Below are 18,607 nucleotides of genomic sequence, written 5' to 3' on the forward strand. Positions count from 1 at the left end.
GATAGAGATGTAAACGCTGCAATTAATGTAAAACAAGAAGCGGTTAGATTAACCGTGTTAGCCTGTGGACTAGATAGTGCCGACACTTCTAGGATGAAGCAGGAAGAAAAAGCCGGCTTTTGTTAGCATTAGTTAGCTTTTTTGGGTCGGATTGGAATTCAGCTATTAATTTGTCAAAAACTGTCAGTTAGGCAATGTTAGCCTGTGAATTGGGTAAGTGCAGACACAGGAGGAAGCACGAAGTAAAAGAAGCTTAAAGTAGATTTGAGTAGGTTTTATATAACGGCAAGAATTGCCGCTCCCCGCCCTGTAGAGGGATGGGGTATTACGGCGTTTTCTGATAAAATTCCTAAAATACCTATTACCTATTACCTATTACCTATTACCTGTTATTTAGTAATGGTTGAGATTGATACCAGCTTCTTTAGCCATTGCTTCCAAACCTTTAGTTTCTAAGGTTTTAATAGCTTTAGTAGAGAGTTTCAATTTTACCCAACGATTACCACCTGCCCACCAAATCCGCTTACTTTGGAGATTAACGTGCTGTAAGCGGTTTGTATGACGGTTAGAGTGAGAGACGGAACAAGCATTATTGGCTTTTTTACCAGTTAGTTCACAACGACGGGACATAATAAATATCTCCTAGAGTTCTATTTTAAGACAACCTTTCTATTATATCCACTCACAACCTGAATGGCTAAAATTGTTCCCCGAATGTACATTAACTAATTATTTGACATTTTAACAAAATATTGTCAAAAATCATAGTCAATTTTTGGGGTGGTTTCGACGGACAAATGATTTAACAACTACTGGTTTAGGTAAGGCTGCTGGGGTTGGGGGTGCGATAGCGAAGCGCTCCGCAGGAATCGCAAGATGGGAAAAGTTTCGTTTTAATCCCCTCCTTCTCGGCAACAATTGGAGGCTTTGGCTGAGGTTGTAGGGGTTGATGCTGATAGGTTAGAGCGGATGTTACCACCTGCTGGGGTGGGAATGAATCTTGAGCCGATTCGGTTATGTGCTGCTTGTTATGTGGAGTCACCTTGTCACAAGATTGAGTGGCAGTTTAAGGTGACTCAGGGGTGTCAGCATCATCATTTAAGTTTGTTGTCTGAGTGTCCTAATTGTGGGGGTAGGTTTAAAGTTCCGGCTTTGTGGGTTGATGGTTGGTGTCATCGGTGTTTTTTGCAGTTTGGGGAGATGGTACAACATCAAAAGAAAATTTAGGATATCATGAGCGATCGCTTGCTATTTTATGGTACATATTAACCACAATATTGGTTTTAATTCATTACATTATTTGCAAGTTTTTAATATCAATGATATAATATAACCGTGGGTGAACGTCGGCTTCATGCCGTGTGTTTAAGTGGCTTGTCTACTTAAACCTAGCCTACAAACCATTTAAGTTTATCCAATGATAGCGGATTTTAATAGGTTGATTAGCCAATATTTAACCTTTTTTTACTCCTTTATACTAATAAAGTAATTTTTATTTAATGAGGTTTAACAAAAATCTCTTCAATTAATTGATGAATTTCTTGGGAATCAATACTACCATAAGGACTGTCATTGGTATAATCGTCTTTACTTAATATTAAAACCCCATTTTTACCAACACCTTCTTTATAAGGTAATATATCATTTTTTCTATACCAATTTTTCTTTTTTTCCCACTTATAACTATATTCAGAATCGTTTAGCATTCCAAGATGTTCCCAATAATAGGTTACTCCTCTATATTGAATAGTAAAATCAGGAGATTTTCTCTGATTATTTATGATTAAGTCTTTCTCATAAACGTAATTTATATTATAACTTGCTAAGGCATCAGCAATAATAACTTCTGATTTCGATCTAACAGTTTCGCCTCGTTTAGTTTTATGTATACGTCCCTTTTCAAAGAAACTGCTTGATTGATAATTTGGGTATGGAATTTCTTCAATTGATTCTGAATCTAATGATATGTTTTCTTCAAAAGTAGATTCTCCTGCAAGTAATGATTCAGGTATATCTAAAGAAATCTTATCTACAATTGATTTAATAATTCTACGTTTTCTTGGTAAATTAGTAATTTTTTCAAACTGTTCTGTATATTCTTTCCTATTTCTTGAACCCACAAAGAAATCAATAGCATAAATGTCATCAATGTTATCTTGTGATTCTTTTTCATACACAATGGCTGTAGCTTTTTGATAGATCAGGTCTTGCCACTCAATAGTTTTAATATATAATAAATCCCTATTTTCCATCTTGATGTCAGGATCTTCTTTCAGTATTTTTGATACCTTTGTTCTGTCTAGATCGTCTATTTCTATACTTTTAGCAATCAAAGGTTCAATTAAAATAATTCCTTCATCCTTTAAATTTCTGTCCCAAGAAAGCAAAGTTTTATTACAAGTACAAGGTCTTGTTAATAATCTATCAAAATAAATTTTATAGGAACGCTCTTCTGGAATAATCATTTTTGTTGATTTAATTGTTCTTTGTCCTTGGTTTGTTAGTTTTAATTTTTGCTGTTGAAAATCAGTAGCAATTAAATCAATATCTTGACTATTAAATAAATTGGCTAAAGCGTCTCTAACAATATTAAGCTCTAACCCTAAAAACCCGGAAATATCTTTTTCAGTGTTAAGACCTGCCTCAATAGATTTAAGTACAAATTCTTCAATGGGGGGTATAGGTTTTTCGTACCTGGTTAAAACTTTTAGTCTAATTTGAGAAATAGGAAGCCCTATGTCAACAAATCCTAAAAGTTTTAAACCTGCTTTTTCATACCGATTTAAAATATTATTTTCTTGGTTCATGGGATTAATCCTATTTGTGATAATGTTTGCTTTTCATCAATTAAACGGCAGTCTTCAGGATGAGATTTTATATACTTGAGGACATCTCGCAATGGGTTATCACCAATTCCGTGGCAAAAATCATGATCACCTAATATAATTAATCCTATCTTACCTCTTGATAGAGCTACATTTATCCGCTCATAGGAACTTAAAAATCCAATCTTATCTTCTGAATTAGATAAAGTAACAGAAAAAATTGCTATATCTGCTTCATCTCCTTGAAAGGCATCCACTGTATTGCAGACAATTTGAATACCTTGACCTTTCCAAAAATCTTCACCTTCTGTTTGTTGAAACTTTTGTGATAATAACTTACTCAATAAATCTCGTTGACCACCATATCCTGTAATGACAGCAATGCTGTAATTTTTATTTTTTTTGGACTTTTTAGCTTGAATATCCAATTTGTTTAGGATTTTCATGATCATCTGAGCTTCTAAGGTATTTTCTTGAGTAGTGCTATTCGCTTGTGATGGTTGGTTTTCACGTCCATCTAATTTTGCTGTGGAGAACCAAGTAACTGGTTTAGGGATAACTTGACTAAAATTATCCAAATAATCCTTATAATCTGTCCCATGTATAGTATTGTTAGCTTCTAAGGGGCTATCGTTATAAAAGCAATGGCTAATTAAATCACTGATCGGTTGAATCATGCGATATTCCACAGATAAAAATTTGCTGCATTCTTCTGGTAGCGTTGCAAGTAAATAATTAAAAAGAGTTTCAGTAATATCTTCCTTACGAAGATTATATTTAGTCAGAATTTCATAATCCTTCTTATCCCTAACTTTATCTGCAAAGGGAGGGAGTTGTCTGGGATCTCCGACTAAAATTCCACGTTTGGCTTTTGAGATAGGAACAAGAGCTTCTGTTACTGTTGCTTTTGAGGCTTCATCTATAATACACAAATCAAAAACAACATCTTTATATTCTTTTCTAGCGATTCCAATACAAGTTGCTGCTACAACTTGTGATCTTTTGAGTAATGCAGCTTCTAATTTTTTTTGATATGATACTTCTTCCAACCACTGCTTCCGAATATTTTGCAGTTTTTCATACATCGTATTTTGTGAATTACTTGGATTAAGTATTGTTTGAATTTGCTGTTCTAACTCTTGTATAGAAAGATTGATTAATTCTTCATCACACTTCCCTGTTATTTCTTGTAACTGTTTTATAGTTTCGCGCTTTTGTCCAAAATTTAAAAGTAGTTTTTGACAATCCTTACCTATCTCCTCTGAAATTTGTAATAGTTTTGCTGCATTAGTTTCGCTAACTTCTAACAACATTAAATTTTCTCTCAAATCAATAATTTTTCTGGTTATATTACTTATTTCTTCATCTGTCTTTTTCAACTTAACAAGTATTTCTTCTAGTTTGATTTTATTGTCTTGTCCTAAAATACCTTGTTGTTCAGCCCATGTATCAAGCCATTGTTGAGACTTTTCTGTAATAGTTTGTTGCCAATTTTGCATTTGATTATCTAATAAAAGCTGTTTAATTTCCTCTGACCATTCTCTATCTGGATGACCAATACGTACTAATTTCAAATCATCAATAATTTTTTTATCTTGATTAACCTGCCAAACACGCTTCAACGCATTATCTATTGCTACATGAGTTTGAGAACTTAGGAGAATGCAAGCATCATTATTTTCTTTTAATGTTTGCAGTATAACTTCTGTAATAAATCTAGTTTTTCCTGTTCCTGGTGGACCTTGAACAACAAGAAAATCTGGTTGACCTAATGCTGCTTGAGCAGCTTCTTCTTGTTTTGCAGCCACTTGAATACTTTCCCAACTTTCGAGTTCTTCTGGTAGATTTATATTCTGTGGATACACTAAACAATTATTAATGTTTGCTAACATCTCTGTTCGCTCAAATTGAATATCATCTAAAGCTCTTTCTTGGGTAGCTATATTATATAAATTCTGTCTAGCATCAATAATTAGTTCACCAGATTTTGGAACTTTTTCAGAATCATATTTTGTTGTAGAAAGGATTAATTTTTCTCCCTTCCAATCAATAACATTACCTTCTATAGCAGAAATGTTGGATCTTCTTTTTCTTCTTCTGTTGTCAGATTGATTGGATAAAACCAAGCGTGACTCATCCTTTGTTACTGCACCATCATCAGGAGTGCTGGCAAGTGTAAAAGTTGCTCTCTTTTGTTTATCATCAAATTGAACATTAATATACTGGATAGGTTTTTGTTGCTGTTCAGTAAATTCTCTTTTAGCACTTAGAGTATCTTCCCAACTTTTAAATATTCTTTCTCTTTCTTTTTGTAACTTACTTTCAGTTAGTTCTTTTTTCTTTTCACCAATCTTCAATTGTAAATTAGTTATGATGCTTTTAGCATTGTCCAATTCCAATTGTGGTGGTTGTCCCCATTTAAACTCATAGGTAGGAATCCAAGCTTCATTTCGCAGTTTTTCTAAAAGGGAAAAAGAGAGAGATATAACTTGAAAAATAACTAGCCTTGCCTCTGAATTTTTCTTATCAACTGCTACATGATATCTATAATTACGTCCTAATATATAATAATTATCCTCACCAGTTCTGCCTTTTTTATCATCATCATAAGTAGTAAAACCGCATTCTGTATTTAAGTCATCCAGAATAATTTGACGAACCTCTTGTAAAGAATTTAGTTGCAGAATATCTTGAGCTTTCTGTGAGCGTTCTTTATTGGCAAAATCAATATAACAAGTTTCTTTCTTGCGTGTATCTGGAGTTTCTTTTTGCTTCTGAGCAACTTTCAAATCTGCCAAAAGGATTTCCGCCGTATCTGGTCTATCTTCTGGATTAAAAGAAACACATCTTTCAATAATTTCTTTTATTTCTTCTGGAACTTGAAGTTGATTAAGAGCTTTAGAAATATCATCATAATCTGCTAATTCTACATCTGTTAGGCAATCAAGAACTAATACTCCGAAACTATAAACATCTCTCTTATAGTCATATATTCCCCCTGTAGATTCATCGGGTTTAGGTGTATAAGGTTCACATCTTCCAGATGCTAAAAGAGTACGACTAGGTTCGAGATATTTCTTAAACTTAGATATGCCAAAGTCAGCCAGTTTAATCTTGCCATCACTACTAATGAGAATATTACTAGGTTTAATATCACGGTGAACAATTTGGCGGTGGTGAGCAAAATCCAGAGCTTCTAGTATAGGTAAAGCTATATCATACCAAAAATCATCCCAACCTTTATCTTTATAGGAATTTTCTTGTAAATACTCAGATAAATTTTTGTCCATCCACTCAAGGACAAGAAACTCATGACCAGTTTCTTCATCTTGTCCATCATCAATAAGTTTAACAATATGGTCGTGTTCTAATTCTTTCAGTGATTGTTTTTCTCGTTTATATGATTCAGCTAAAATTTCTTGATCTAAATTACGATTTTCAAAAAACTTAAATGCTACTGTTTCTCTATATTTAAGATCATAAGCGTTATAAACATTTGCCATTCCTCCTTTTTTTGGCTCATCATTTAAATTGTACTGATTGTTAATAATGCGAATTTTAGACTCCGATTTACTTGTGCTTTTTCGTGGCATAGATTCTCTAAATCCTTACTTAATTAATTTTTGACTCAATTTTTGATAAATAACATCTAACCACACAGGAATCACAGCCTTACCTTCATCCAGAGATGCGATCGCTTTTTTCCGATCAAATTCTACCAAAAAAAGTGAATCATCCCGTGATAACAATATAAACCGCCTCCCCTGAGCCGAAACAAACAACTCTGGTTCTTGTTCCTTGAGTTGTTTCAGAATAAAACAAGCAATATCAAAACTTATCCCCGTAGACAACCAATATACCATAGCTGCCAACTCCACTAAATTAGACCTTGAATAATAAATACTGCGACCCGTACCCGTATCACTAATTATAGGTACAACATAAATGGAGAATAGGAGACTCGAACCCCTGACCTCTGCGGTGCGATCGCAGCACTCTACCAACTGAGCTAATTCCCCTTATTCGTGCTTATGAGTTCTTATCTCTAATACACATGGCCTATTCTAGCATTCAGAAACAATAAATTGCTCATCTTTTTTTAAAAAAACTTCCTGTATCCGTTGTAAATCAAAATCAAGCAAATAATCAATCGTCCAGTTAGCCTGACGTTGCAGCATATGAAAGGGGTAAGTATTCGCCACACCTAACACCTGCATTTGGGCGCGTTTCGCTGCTTGAATACCTACTGGGGTATGTTCAATCACTAAACATTCGTGAGGTTGTAGATTTAATTCTGGATATACTTGATTCATCCGTTCGACTGCTAATAAATATCCTTCGGGGTTAGGTTTATGACTGCTGACATCATCCCCTGATACAATCACAGGAAAGTATTCAGCCAATTTAGCAGATGTCAATACCGTTTCTATTTCTAAAGATAAAGTATCACTGACTAATCCTAATTTGAGATCATGGTCACGAATCTGAAAAATTACGTCTTCAATACCAGGATACAAAGGCAACTTTTCCAGCTTTTCTAATTCCATTATATAAGCTTGAGCTTTGCGGGTGAGTAATTGAGTCATGTAAACTTCTGTCACTACCCGACCACGATTTTTCAACAGGTTTTGCAAATAAGTGCCGTGGCTTATCCCTAAAAAAGCTTGACGTTCTTGCACCCGTTGAAGTTGGAGATTTTCCCCCAGGAGAATCTCATCTATCAGTTGAAGATGGATTGATCCATCCTTAATGATGACACCATTAAAATCAAATAAAACTGCTTTTAAACTCATGATATTAACTGAAATTCTCTAGATTATGATTATTTATTTAAAGGGTTACTTCTGACAATTCTCCATCTTCCATATAGATAATCCGATCAGCTATATCGAGAATGCGATTATCATGGGTGACAAGCAAAATAGTACAGTTTTGTTCTCTGGCTAATAGTTGCATTAATTCTACCACATCACGGCCTGATTGTTTATCTAATGAAGCTGTGGGTTCATCTGCTAATACTATTTTCGGGTGACTAACTAAAGCGCGGGCTATAGCTACCCGTTGTTTTTGACCGCCGGATAAATTCTCTGGATAGTAATTAATATGTTCCCCTAAACCAACGTGTTCTAACATTGCTGTAGCTTTAGCATTAATATCGCCTTGGAGGTAATTTTTATGCAACTCCAAAGACATTCGCACATTTTCTTTAGCTGTTAGAAAACTCATCAAATTATGGGCTTGAAAAATATAACCAATTTGACGACGTAATTTAGTTAATTGTCCCTTACTTGCCCCGGACATTTCCTGTCCTAATATTTGTAAACTTCCACTTTGGGCAGAACGTAAACCCCCCATTAATGATAATAGGGTAGTTTTCCCCGAACCAGAGGGACCTGTCATAATCACAATTTCCCCCGCATTAATCTCTAAATTAATATCAAATAATACTTGTTTTTGTAGCGCACCTTTACCAAAATAATGGTTGAGATTATCTACATAAATCACTGTTTCTGAACTAGAAATAGCTGTAACTTCCGACATAGTTCCTTGCCTTTGTACCTTTGCGTAAAATATAAAAATTATAAGTTTAAAAAATGTCCGCAGGATCAGCAGAACGAAGTTTTTGCATAGCAATTGCGCCCGAAAAAGTACACATAATTATCGTTAATATAAAAACATTAATTGCCCGATCTAATTTCATAGCTATGGGTAAAAGAGTCGCAGTAAAAGTTAATTGATATATCCCAAAAGATAGGAAAAATGCAGGTAAATAACCTAATGCAGCTAATAACAATGCCTCTTGCAATAAAACTCGCAATAGATAATTATCGGTATAACCCATTGCTTTGAGCGTGGCATATTCTGGTAAGTGATCAGAAACATCAGAATAAAGGATTTGATAAACAATAACAATACCAACAATGAAACCGACAATCACACCCAAACCAAAAATAAAACCAATACCTGTACCATTAGCCCAATAAGTCTTTTCTTTTTGAGCAAATGTTTCTGGAGTCCCAACTTCTACAAAAGGATTTTGAGGATCTGGATTTAATCCTATTTTCAATTTAGCTTTGATTTTTTCAATATCTACACCAGGTTTGAGAGTAATTAAACCAACTTCAATTTGATCAGGTTTGCGAGTAGGAAATAATTGCAAAAAAGTGGAATCACTAGCCACAACATTACCATCAGAAGCAAAGGAAGCACCATTTTGAAATAAACCTTTAACACTCAGATTTTTTCCGTTTAATTCAGTATTAAATTCCCCCGTTTCTCGAAAAATTTTCCCAATTTCTCCATATTCTGGACGACTGGCTTCATCAAACAAAACTTGATTTAATTGTTTGAGATAATTTTTATTAGCTTGGACTTCAGGAAATTTTAAACCAGGTGTAGCTGGATCTACACCCCAAACTAAAATAGATCGATCCATTCTTGTCTCAGGATTACGCCATTGTCCCGTACCAATGTAAATAGAACTAACTGATTTGACACCTTCATAACTTAATGCTTGATAAAGTCTTTCTCTAGAAAAACTTTTAACTGAAAATAGAGTTTGAAATTGCGGATTAATTAAGACTAAATCAGCTTGTAAATTGCGATGAGGTTTGATAGCAGAATCAAATAATGCACTTTCAAAACCCATTTGAATAAATATTAGTAGATCAGCAAAAGCAATTCCCGACACTGCAATCAATAGCCGCGTTTTTTCTTTCATTAATTGTCGCCAAGCTAGGGGCGTTTTCCGAAATATATTAATCATGATTTTTATTGCACCTTTATGGTAAAGAATTTACAATTTAACTTACAATTTAATTGCTGTTTGGACTTGTAAGTTAGTTAAACCAGAAACTTGTTTACTATCTTCAGGATTTAGGCGAATTTTTACTTCAATAATTCGACCATCTAAGTTTTCCCCTGGTTGATCACCAAAGACGTTTTGACGCTTGACTTGTAAACCAATTTGTTGAACTACACCTTTTAATTCCCCTGTAAATCCTTGACTGGTAATTATGGCTTTTTGTCCTAATTTGATCTTACTAATATCGGTTTGATAAACTTCTGCTACAGCCATCATTGTATTAGTTTGGGCAAAGTCAGCCACCCCTGGATTATCAATTTTTTCACCGACACGGGCATGAATTTTAATAATTTTTCCCGTCATGGGGGCGCGAATATAAGCTCCTTGTATTTCGGTTTCTGCACGTTGCAAATCAGCGATCGCACTTTCAACTTCTGTTCTGGCTAATTCTATATCAACGGGACGAATTTCGCCAATACTATTAAGTTTAGCCTTGGCTTCACTAATTTCTTTATTGCTAGTATTATTAATACGATTTAGGGCAATTTTAGCTTCTGCTAATTGTTTATTTGCGGTGGTATTAATCCGTTTGAGAACCGCTTGGGATTCATTTAATATTTGTTTTGCGGTTTCTACATTTAAACGTTTACTATCAATTACAGAATTAGAAATTGCCCCTTCAGAAAATAACTGTTGATAACGTTGATATTCTGCTTCTGCATTTTTTAATTCTGCTATTAATTTATTAATAGTTGCTGTTTGGGCAATTCTATCACCTTCCCATTGGGCTGATATCCGAGCAATATTTTCTGCTTGGGCTTGTTTATCTCCTGCATATTGGGCTTTAATTCTCTCAACAATTGCTTGCTGTGCGGCAATTTCTCCTGACTTAGCACCAGCCTTAACTTGCTGCAATTTAGCTTCGGCAACTTTCACCTGTTTCTGTCTTTGAATCAGGGCTTTTTTTAGCAGATCACGAGATTGTAAAATGGCAATTACTTGCCCTTTTTTTACATTATCACCTTCTTTAACTAATAGTTCAGAAATGCGATCGCCATCTAATGCTAAAGGTGCAGATAATTTAATTATTTCCGTTTCCGGTTCTAATCTTCCTAGTGCAGTCACCATTGGCGAAATTGGGACAATTGGTTTTGCTTCAATTACAGAAGATTTTTCCATTTTTCCAAAGTTAGAAATCCCATAAATAGCAATTCCTCCTGTTATCGCAGTGGACGCAACTATTAAAGCAATTAACCCTTGATTTTTAGGTTTAAACAACAGTTTATAACTCATCATAATTCTCAAAATTAGCCATACCACATTCCCGACTTCTTTAAAGAAATCGTGTATTTTTTCAAAAATATAACAATTCTGAAATATTTGTCAATATTTCTCAATATTTCTCAATATTTCTCAATATATTTCAAGCCTTATTTGAAAAGTTTATCCTTTTCTTCCCCCCGCTGCGGGAGGATTGAGGGGGGTGCGAGGAGGGGGTAAATGAAGTACCTCATAAGAGCGGAAACCCCTGTAAGACCTATTTTGTACATAAACAAAAACCAGTATAACTCTTATGGACGATATGTTTAACACCTATATATATTTATTCATAATAACATTAAAACGGTGTTTTTACTGATAATGGGTCATTGGTGAGTAATTTTCCGTTTTAATCCTGTAAATCCTTTAATCCTGGACGTCCTAACCCAGACGTTTTCCCTAAAATTAACTTAACTTTGTTATGAAAATAGAAAACGCACAAAAATTGATGAAAATTTTATCACTTCAGGTGCGTTACGCTTTGCTAACAAAACCCTAGTTTTAGGAAGGAGGATAACCAGCAGCAATTAAAGCTTCTTTGATAGCAGTTTCCGAAGCTTGAGTATCTACATTGACAAGTTTTGTTTGGGGGTTAGCTTCCACAATAGCATTAACATCAACGATTTTAACAGCATTAGTGATTTTATTAGCACAAACAGAACAAGACATTCCCGGAACAGTAAGTTGAATAGTCATAAACAAAAAAGAGGTGAAAACCCAATTACAAATAAGACAATGTTTGCAAAAACAAAAATATTATATCCTAAATCCTCCAGATTAATTAGTTAACATAGAACATATTTGAGAACAAACTCAAGAAAATTGTGGTTTGGGTTAAATAAAACCCCAACGCAAGTTTTAACCCTGAATTAATTTTAGAAAATCTGGCTCATTTTTCAGATCATCAAAATCAATATCATTTCCAGCGTCTTCCCGATAATTAGGATTAAATTCAATGGCTTTTTCTAGATTTTCTAAAGCTAATTTAACTTGTCTTTGTAGTGCATAACAAGCAGCTTTGTGATAATATACAATATGATAATCAGGTTTAATTTCTAGGGCTTTATCAAAACTGATAATTGCTTGATCATCTTCTCCCAATCTAACTAAAGTATAACCGCGTTTATGCCAAACTTTAGGGGAATTAGGTTGAAATTCTAAAGCCTTATCAAAAGAACTAATTGCGTCTTCATAGCGTTCTAACTCTACCAAAGATAAACCACGATTTACCCAAGCAACTCCATCATCAGGTTTAATTTGAATAGCTTTATCAAAACAGTTAAAAGCTTCTTGATGTTTTCCTAATTTTCCACAAGATACACCAATATCACACCAAGCTTGATGATATTCGGGATTAATTTTAATAGCTTGATTATAGGACATAATAGCATCTTTATAGCGGTTTAATCTATTGAATATTAGACCACGTTTGAGCCAATTTTCTGGATTTTCAGGTTGAATTTTAATGATTTGTTCATAAATAGCTAAAGCATCTTGATGACGTTTTTCTAAAAATAGCTTTTCTGCTTCTTTTAGATAATCATTAAGAGATGTTTCTAGTTGTAATGGTTCTGGTGCTTTTTCTATGACTGGGGGAGGTGTAATTTCCGCTAGTTCTTTGAGAATTATATCTTTACGTTGTTGAGCATCAATTTCTAACTTTTGCAGATTTTCTAAAGTAACAATTTGCTGTTTTTGGACATCATTTTGTAAGTCTGAAAACTGAGATGTAAATTCTTCTCCAGATTTTTCTAAATCGTCTATAATTTGCTGTTGTCGTTGAATAGCTGTATTTTCTAATTCTGCAAGTTCCTGAGAAAATTCACTTTCTAACTTTTGCAGATTTTCCAGAATAGTAATTTTCTGTTTTTGGACATCATTTTGTAAATCTGAAAACTGAGATGTAAATTCTTCTCCAGATTTTTCTAAATCGTCTATAATTTGCTGTTGTCGTTGAATAGCTGTATTTTGTAATTCTGTAAGTTCCTGAGAAAATTCACTTTCTAACTTTTGCAGATTTTCCAGAATAGTAATTTTCTGTTTTTGGACATCATTTTGTAAGTCTGAAAACTGAGATGTAAATTCTTCTCCAGATTTTTCTAAATTGTCTATAATTTGCTGTTGTCTTTGAATAGCTGTATTTTGTAATTCTGTAAGTTGCTGAGAAAATTCACCTTGGGATCTAGATAAATCCTCAATAAATTGATATTTCTGGATTTGCGTATCAGTCTTTAATTCAGTAACTTCAGATTTAAATAGATTATTGAGATTTTCGATATTGTTGATAACTATATCTTTTTGATTTTTAACATCTAATTGAAATTGAGATAATTCACCGGTAAATTCTACTTGTAATTTGACTAAATTCTCAAAAGTCTGATATTTTTGTGCTTGAGCTTCCGACTCTACTACCTGAAATTGAGATATGAGATTACTGCGAGATTGTTCAATGTCAACAATAGCAATATCTTTTTGATTTTCCACCTCTAACTTGAGTTTGATAAATTCAGAAAATAGCTCAGTTTCTAATTTTTTGATATTGTCAATTGTAATTTTTTGCTGTTGAGCAGATAAATTTAATCGTTCTAATTGAGTATTCAATGTAAACTCTAAATTACTGATATTTTCTTGAGCAGATTTTACCTCAATTTCCAAAGCTGTTAAAAACTCTTGTTTTGATTTAGGTAAATCAGATAAAAGCATGGATAAATTTTCTTGTTCACCCTGAATCTTTTGTTTAAAATTATCAACTTCCTGTGCTAATTCCTGCGTAGTATTTTGAGATTCTCGAATCAGGTTTTTAGCTTCTATTTGAACTGTAGTTAATTGAGTTTGCAAATTTTCAATCCCTTGAATTTGTTGCATTCCTCGTTCTACAATTTCCCTAATTATAGCTCGACGAAAAAACCATAATACCGCAATTAAAGCTACAGGAAATAAACTTAAAATAGTTAACCAAATATTGATTAAGGTATTTGTGCGAGTAAAAGCAATTTCTAAATCAGATTTGACTGGTTTTTGCGCTAATTTTTCCTGGTGCTGATTTGATAGTACCTGAGCGGTAGCAGATGGTACAATGCTTTGGCTAATAAAAGCCGTTAATAGCACTAAAGGTGAAAGGAAAATGGTGCTTTTTAAAGCTATATTTGATAATATGGGCTTTTTGTTCTTCATGACAATTTTCCCTAGCAGGTGGTTAGTTTTGATAACGGTGTGTTTATACTGCATCTATGATAGATGATTGGTGTCAGGTTACTGAATTTTTAGGCTTTTCGATATTAACAGATTTGGGGACAAATATCACCTATTCTAGGATGGAATTATGGATAAATCGAAGAGAGGACATCTAGAATTAACCCCTGGTTGCTTTTCAAGCTGAAAGGGCTTAAAATGATTAAAAGTAAAATCTAAGAGTTAAAGTAAATTCTGTGTTGGATTACATAACTGCAAATCTACCACTGTTTGCGAATCTAGATAGAAAACTAGTAGTGAAAATAGACGATATTGGTGAAGTTAATTTCCAGCAAGCAAATTTTCTCATCAATGGAGAAGCTTTAAATTCTCTAAAAAAACTACCAGATTCATTAGTGCAAACGGTGATCACAAGTCCTCCTTATTATGGTCAAAGAGACTACTGTAGAGAAGAACAAATTGGAATTGAAGAAAATCCAGATGAATACGTAAACAAACTTTTAGAAGTATTTGATGAAGTCAAAAGAGTTTTAAAAGAAGATGGGACGCTTTGGATCAATTTGGGTGATAAATATATAGATGGAAATTTAGCAGGACTACCTTGGAAATTGGCATTAGCTCTTAAAGAAAGAGGATGGATTTTAAGATCGGATATTATCTGGTATAAACCTAATGCCATGCCATCTTCTGTTAAAAACCGTCCAACAACTGATCATGAATATATATTTTTATTTGCCAAAAGTTCCAAGTATTACTATGATGCAGATGCTATTCGTGAACCTCATGTAACTTTCTCTGAAAATAGTAAAATGCGAGGAGGACGGAATCATTTAGGTAAAAAAGGGGGAACTCCAGAACAAGGCAAAAATTCAGGTAATTCTAATTTGCATAATGGCAGATGGGACCAAGCATTTCATCCTCAAGGTAGAAATAAAAGAACAGTTTGGGAAGTTCCTTTATCTAAATTTAGAGAGGCACATTTTGCTGTTTTCCCAGAACAATTAATAGAACCATGTATTTTAGCGGGTTCGTCTGAAGGGGGAATAGTTCTTGATCCTTTTTTTGGTGCTGGTACTGTAGGATTAGTTTCTATGAAGAAAGGACGGAAATTTATTGGTATTGAACTTAATGAAGATTACTGTAAAATTGCCATCAAGCGAATTTTTTCAACATAATTATTCAATTGATTGGAAAATATCTAAAATCTCCTTGAGTTTATGATTGAGTAATGGTTCTAATTCAATTATTTGATTGGGATTTTTATCAATGTGAATAAATTCTTGTGATTTCAGGGAATCAAAATCTATTTTCCATGCTTCAGCTATGATAATTGGAATACATTTATATCCATCATTTTTCGCTTTTTCAATTGCTTGGTTAATATCTCTGGTAAAAAGTAAAGCATGACCTCCACCAGTTGTTTCTCTGGTTTTAACTGGAATTAAAATTGTTCCTTTCTCTCCCATAATCGTTACATCATAAGTCTCACCACCAAGTTTAATTTGATTTTCTCCAATTCTCAGTTTTATATTGTTATTTTTGAATATTTCTTTCAAATTTGTGCGAATAATTGCCTCAAATAAATTTCCTTTTATAGCTCGACGGCTTCCTTCTAATCGTTCCATCATAACTTCGCAAATAGGAAACCATTCCCATCTTTCTGGTTCAGGTAAAATAGTAGATACATATTCACGCACATGATTTAAAAGTATGGCTTTACGCTCATTAGCTGTTCCATCAATATTTTTGAGGATGTTTTGTAATCTTTGTATGGGAGCATCTCTAAAAATCCAACCTAAAAACAGCCATTTTGCTTTACTTTGAGGATATGGACGAGCAATTCCGTCATATAAATTTAGGTCTTTGGGAACTTTGCGCTTTAAATATTTTAGTAACACTTGTTGTGCTTTGGATGAATTTTTTTCAATAACAAATTCATGTAGATTACTATAATTTTCTGATTCTATAAAGTTAATAAAATCATCAAAAAAAAGCTTATTTGAGTTAGCAATAATTGCCAGTTCTTTCAATCTGATATTATCAGCAATATTAGTCATTAAAAAACTCTCTAGGTGAAATATTTAACGCATTTGCAATTTTATGAATATTCACAAGACTAATATTTCTTTCTCCCCGTTCTACCCCTCCTACATAACTCCGGTCTAAGTTACATAAATGCGCTAATTCTTCTTGAGATAGACCCATATTTTGCCTAATTTGACGTAGACGAAGACCAAATTCTTTTTGGACGTTTTTACTGTTAGATGTTGTCATAAAGACAATTAAAAGCTATTAATGTCTTTAAGTCCACGGACTTTAAGTACCATAATCATGTAAAATGAAGTATTAATCTTTTCCCAATGATACCCTATATAATTTGACATAGTAGTGTACAGAGTGCAAAAACCATGAAACAAAGATACAAGAAAGGCTTACAAACATTCATTAGTTTTAGCTTATTTACCAGCTTCCTCGCTCCTTATGGGGTTACAGCTACTCCTCCACGGACTCCAGATAAAACGGTCAACTGTGAGCTTCTAGTCGTGGGTGGTGGACTCTCAGGAGTAGCAACAACTTATGAAGCTTTACTTATGGGAAGAACAGTTTGTTTAACAGAAATAACCGACTGGTTGGGGGGACAAATTTCCTCTCAAGGAACATCTGCATTGGACGAAAGACCAACTCAACGAGCTAAACAATTCTATTCCCGTGGATATTTGGAATTAAGAAACCGTATTCAACGCAAATATGGTAAACTTAACCCTGGTGAATGTTGGGTAAGTGATTCTTGTTTTCTTCCTGGTGATGCTCATGATATTATCACACAAATGCTCAAAGATGCCGAAAAGAAAGGTAAGGGAAAATTACAATTTTTTCCGAATACAGTAATTAAAGATTTAGAAATTAGTCCAGATGGCAAAATTATTAATAATGCGATCGCAATTCAACATCAACCACTACCAGGTACACCACCTTTAAATACTAATACTTTATCTCAAACTATTGCAGATGCTTATAGTTATGAAAACTCATCTCTATTCAGGAAAACTATTATTCGTTTTCTTCCTAAACCAACTCCTAATAAGTTGGGAAAATGGTATGTTATAGACACAAGTGAAACCGGGGAAATTATTGCTTTAGCAGATGTTCCTTACCGTTTAGGAATTGATGCACTTTCTCACCTTGAACCTTCATCTTCTAGCACAACCAATGATCCTTATTGTACTCAAGGTTTTACTTATACCTTTGCTATGGAGGCAACAAAATCACCGCAACAAATCACAATGCCGTCATTTTATCCCCAATATGCACCATATTTTAGTTATGAATTAAAACGATTAGCAAACTTTGATTTAGTATTTACCTATCGCCGAATTTGGAGTCCCCAAACAGGACAATTAACTAACTTTAATGGTGTGAAATTTACCGTACCCACACCTGGGGATATTTCCATGCAAAACTGGACTTGGGGAAATGATTACCGTCCAGGAACAGCCGCAGATAATCTGATTTACACTCGTCAACAATTAGAAAATTCTGGACAGTTAAAACCAGGAGGTTGGCAAGGTGGACTACGCACAGAAGCACTGCGTAAAGCTGAAGAAAAGGCTTTTTCTTATTTTTATTGGTTGTATGCAGGAACTACAGATTCTCAATTAGGAGAAGGGATAAAACAACCGCAGAAAAATATTCGTTTTTTAACAGGTTTAGATTCACCTATGGGGACGTTTCATGGTTTATCTAAATACCCCTATATGAGGGAAGGAAGACGTATTATTGGCCGTCCCAGTTGGGGACAACCGGAAGGTTTTGGGATTTGGGAAGTTGATATTTCTCGTCGTAATTATAATGATGAATATTATCGAAAAAATCTCCCAGCAAATATGTATCGCAATTTAAAAGCAACAGTGGCTGGTTTAGAAGTAACATCTGTAATTATGGGTAAAATTTCCCCAGAAAAAGTTGTTCGCAGAAGTCGTTCTACAATTTATCCTGACGCTGTAGGTATTGGTCATTATGCGATAGATTTTCATCCTTGTATGACAAAAACCCCACCGGAATTACCTGGTAATACGGAACGTGCAGGAGAACGAAGAGGTGCGGGTCTTGCTTATCCTTTCCAAATTGCACTCCGGGCAATGATTCCCCAACAAATTGATAATTTATTGGTAGGAGGAAAAAGTATTGCTACTAGTCATATTGCGGCTGCGGCTTATCGCGTTCATTCTTTTGAATGGTCTTCTGGCGCTGCTGCGGGAACTGTGGCCAGTTTTGCGTTAAAACAAGGAATTGACCCCTATGAATTGGTTAATGATTTACCTAGACAAGAACCACAATTAGAAATTTTAAAACGGATCTTGACGGAAAATGGTAATCCTACCGCTTTTCCTGATACTTCTATTTTTAACGAAAATTGGGATGATTGGCGCTAGATAAAATGTGATTCTAAAAACAAGATTCCCAG

15 protein-coding genes and 1 tRNA gene are annotated in these 18,607 nt (G+C 34.1%); 3 read left to right on the forward strand and 13 right to left on the reverse strand.

The genetic code is table 11. From position 1 onward, the window contains the following. Positions 1 to 393 precede the first annotated feature (393 nt). Positions 394 to 630 carry a 50S ribosomal protein L28 gene (gene rpmB / locus H6G25_RS12140; RefSeq protein WP_137907966.1) on the reverse strand — a complete coding sequence of 79 codons (237 nt, stop codon included), beginning with the start codon at positions 628 to 630 and terminating at the stop codon, positions 394 to 396. A 297-nt stretch (positions 631 to 927) separates the two neighbouring features. Here rpmB and H6G25_RS12145 point away from each other — a divergent pair, with 297 nt between their 5' ends. After that, positions 928 to 1,227, forward strand: coding sequence for a hypothetical protein (locus H6G25_RS12145; RefSeq protein ID WP_242034944.1), 300 nt, complete (start codon positions 928 to 930; stop codon positions 1,225 to 1,227). Between the two features lie 269 nt (positions 1,228 to 1,496). On the opposite strand, the gene H6G25_RS12150 is transcribed toward H6G25_RS12145, so the two are convergent. The 10 genes from H6G25_RS12150 to H6G25_RS12195 form a co-directional block, all read right to left on the reverse strand. Then, the gene (locus tag H6G25_RS12150) at positions 1,497 to 2,807 is read right to left on the reverse strand and encodes a hypothetical protein (protein WP_190392712.1); all 1,311 of its coding nucleotides are present in this window, start codon (positions 2,805 to 2,807) and stop codon (positions 1,497 to 1,499) included. Then, positions 2,804 to 6,418, reverse strand: coding sequence for a serine/threonine-protein kinase (locus H6G25_RS12155; RefSeq protein WP_190392713.1), 3,615 nt, complete (start codon positions 6,416 to 6,418; stop codon positions 2,804 to 2,806). Before H6G25_RS12155 ends, H6G25_RS12150 begins: the two co-directional genes overlap by 4 nt. A 15-nt stretch (positions 6,419 to 6,433) precedes the next feature. Further along, on the reverse strand, positions 6,434 to 6,688 hold the full coding sequence (locus tag H6G25_RS12160) for a hypothetical protein (protein ID WP_242034945.1): 255 nt from the start codon (positions 6,686 to 6,688) through the stop codon (positions 6,434 to 6,436). An 83-nt stretch (positions 6,689 to 6,771) separates the two neighbouring features. After that, positions 6,772 to 6,844: transfer RNA gene (locus tag H6G25_RS12165), tRNA-Ala, on the reverse strand. Between the two features lie 45 nt (positions 6,845 to 6,889). Beyond that, positions 6,890 to 7,618 (reverse strand): HAD family phosphatase, encoded by a 729-nt coding sequence (locus tag H6G25_RS12170; RefSeq protein WP_190392714.1) that lies wholly within the window; start codon positions 7,616 to 7,618, stop codon positions 6,890 to 6,892. A gap of 37 nt (positions 7,619 to 7,655) precedes the next feature. Further along, positions 7,656 to 8,366, reverse strand: coding sequence for a DevA family ABC transporter ATP-binding protein (locus tag H6G25_RS12175; RefSeq protein WP_190392715.1), 711 nt, complete (start codon positions 8,364 to 8,366; stop codon positions 7,656 to 7,658). Between the two features lie 46 nt (positions 8,367 to 8,412). Beyond that, positions 8,413 to 9,591: an ABC transporter permease DevC gene (devC, locus tag H6G25_RS12180; RefSeq protein WP_190392716.1), complete on the reverse strand. Its 1,179-nt coding sequence runs from the start codon at positions 9,589 to 9,591 to the stop codon at positions 8,413 to 8,415. Positions 9,592 to 9,633: 42 nt separating this feature from the next. Then, on the reverse strand, positions 9,634 to 10,923 hold the full coding sequence (locus tag H6G25_RS12185) for an ABC exporter membrane fusion protein (RefSeq protein ID WP_190392787.1): 1,290 nt from the start codon (positions 10,921 to 10,923) through the stop codon (positions 9,634 to 9,636). Positions 10,924 to 11,451: 528 nt separating this feature from the next. Continuing rightward, positions 11,452 to 11,646: a heavy-metal-associated domain-containing protein gene (locus tag H6G25_RS12190; RefSeq protein WP_028083656.1), complete on the reverse strand. Its 195-nt coding sequence runs from the start codon at positions 11,644 to 11,646 to the stop codon at positions 11,452 to 11,454. Between the two features lie 162 nt (positions 11,647 to 11,808). Continuing rightward, the gene (locus H6G25_RS12195) at positions 11,809 to 14,178 is read right to left on the reverse strand and encodes a tetratricopeptide repeat protein (protein ID WP_242034946.1); all 2,370 of its coding nucleotides are present in this window, start codon (positions 14,176 to 14,178) and stop codon (positions 11,809 to 11,811) included. A gap of 200 nt (positions 14,179 to 14,378) precedes the next feature. On the opposite strand from H6G25_RS12195, the gene H6G25_RS12200 reads away from it, so the two are divergent. Next, the gene (locus H6G25_RS12200; RefSeq protein ID WP_081677572.1) at positions 14,379 to 15,317 is read left to right on the forward strand and encodes a site-specific DNA-methyltransferase; all 939 of its coding nucleotides are present in this window, start codon (positions 14,379 to 14,381) and stop codon (positions 15,315 to 15,317) included. On the opposite strand, the gene H6G25_RS12205 is transcribed toward H6G25_RS12200, so the two are convergent. Continuing rightward, positions 15,318 to 16,199: a hypothetical protein gene (locus H6G25_RS12205; protein ID WP_028090725.1), complete on the reverse strand. Its 882-nt coding sequence runs from the start codon at positions 16,197 to 16,199 to the stop codon at positions 15,318 to 15,320. It abuts the gene before it with no gap. Continuing rightward, positions 16,192 to 16,416, reverse strand: coding sequence for a helix-turn-helix transcriptional regulator (locus H6G25_RS12210; RefSeq protein WP_190392717.1), 225 nt, complete (start codon positions 16,414 to 16,416; stop codon positions 16,192 to 16,194). Before H6G25_RS12210 ends, H6G25_RS12205 begins: the two co-directional genes overlap by 8 nt. Before the next feature lie 134 nt (positions 16,417 to 16,550). On the opposite strand from H6G25_RS12210, the gene H6G25_RS12215 reads away from it, so the two are divergent. Further along, positions 16,551 to 18,575: an FAD-dependent oxidoreductase gene (locus H6G25_RS12215; protein ID WP_190392718.1), complete on the forward strand. Its 2,025-nt coding sequence runs from the start codon at positions 16,551 to 16,553 to the stop codon at positions 18,573 to 18,575. Positions 18,576 to 18,607 lie beyond the last annotated feature (32 nt).

This window comes from Dolichospermum sp. FACHB-1091, from assembly GCF_014697585.1.
GTDB lineage: Bacteria > Cyanobacteriota > Cyanobacteriia > Cyanobacteriales > Nostocaceae > Dolichospermum.

Bases quoted from the DNA above. Each gene is read 5' to 3' on its own strand.
- rpmB (WP_137907966.1), bottom strand. From the start codon at position 630: ATGTCCCGTCGTTGTGAACTAACTGGTAAAAAAGCCAATAATGCTTGT.
- H6G25_RS12150 (WP_190392712.1), bottom strand. From the start codon at position 2,807: ATGAACCAAGAAAATAATATTTTAAATCGGTATGAAAAAGCAGGTTTA.
- H6G25_RS12155 (WP_190392713.1), bottom strand. From the start codon at position 6,418: ATGCCACGAAAAAGCACAAGTAAATCGGAGTCTAAAATTCGCATTATT.
- H6G25_RS12160 (WP_242034945.1), bottom strand. From the start codon at position 6,688: ATGGTATATTGGTTGTCTACGGGGATAAGTTTTGATATTGCTTGTTTT.
- H6G25_RS12170 (WP_190392714.1), bottom strand. From the start codon at position 7,618: ATGAGTTTAAAAGCAGTTTTATTTGATTTTAATGGTGTCATCATTAAG.
- H6G25_RS12175 (WP_190392715.1), bottom strand. From the start codon at position 8,366: ATGTCGGAAGTTACAGCTATTTCTAGTTCAGAAACAGTGATTTATGTA.
- devC (WP_190392716.1), bottom strand. From the start codon at position 9,591: ATGATTAATATATTTCGGAAAACGCCCCTAGCTTGGCGACAATTAATG.
- H6G25_RS12185 (WP_190392787.1), bottom strand. From the start codon at position 10,923: ATGAGTTATAAACTGTTGTTTAAACCTAAAAATCAAGGGTTAATTGCT.
- H6G25_RS12190 (WP_028083656.1), bottom strand. From the start codon at position 11,646: ATGACTATTCAACTTACTGTTCCGGGAATGTCTTGTTCTGTTTGTGCT.
- H6G25_RS12195 (WP_242034946.1), bottom strand. From the start codon at position 14,178: ATGCAGTATAAACACACCGTTATCAAAACTAACCACCTGCTAGGGAAA.
- H6G25_RS12205 (WP_028090725.1), bottom strand. From the start codon at position 16,199: ATGACTAATATTGCTGATAATATCAGATTGAAAGAACTGGCAATTATT.
- H6G25_RS12210 (WP_190392717.1), bottom strand. From the start codon at position 16,416: ATGACAACATCTAACAGTAAAAACGTCCAAAAAGAATTTGGTCTTCGT.
- H6G25_RS12215 (WP_190392718.1), top strand. From the start codon at position 16,551: ATGAAACAAAGATACAAGAAAGGCTTACAAACATTCATTAGTTTTAGC.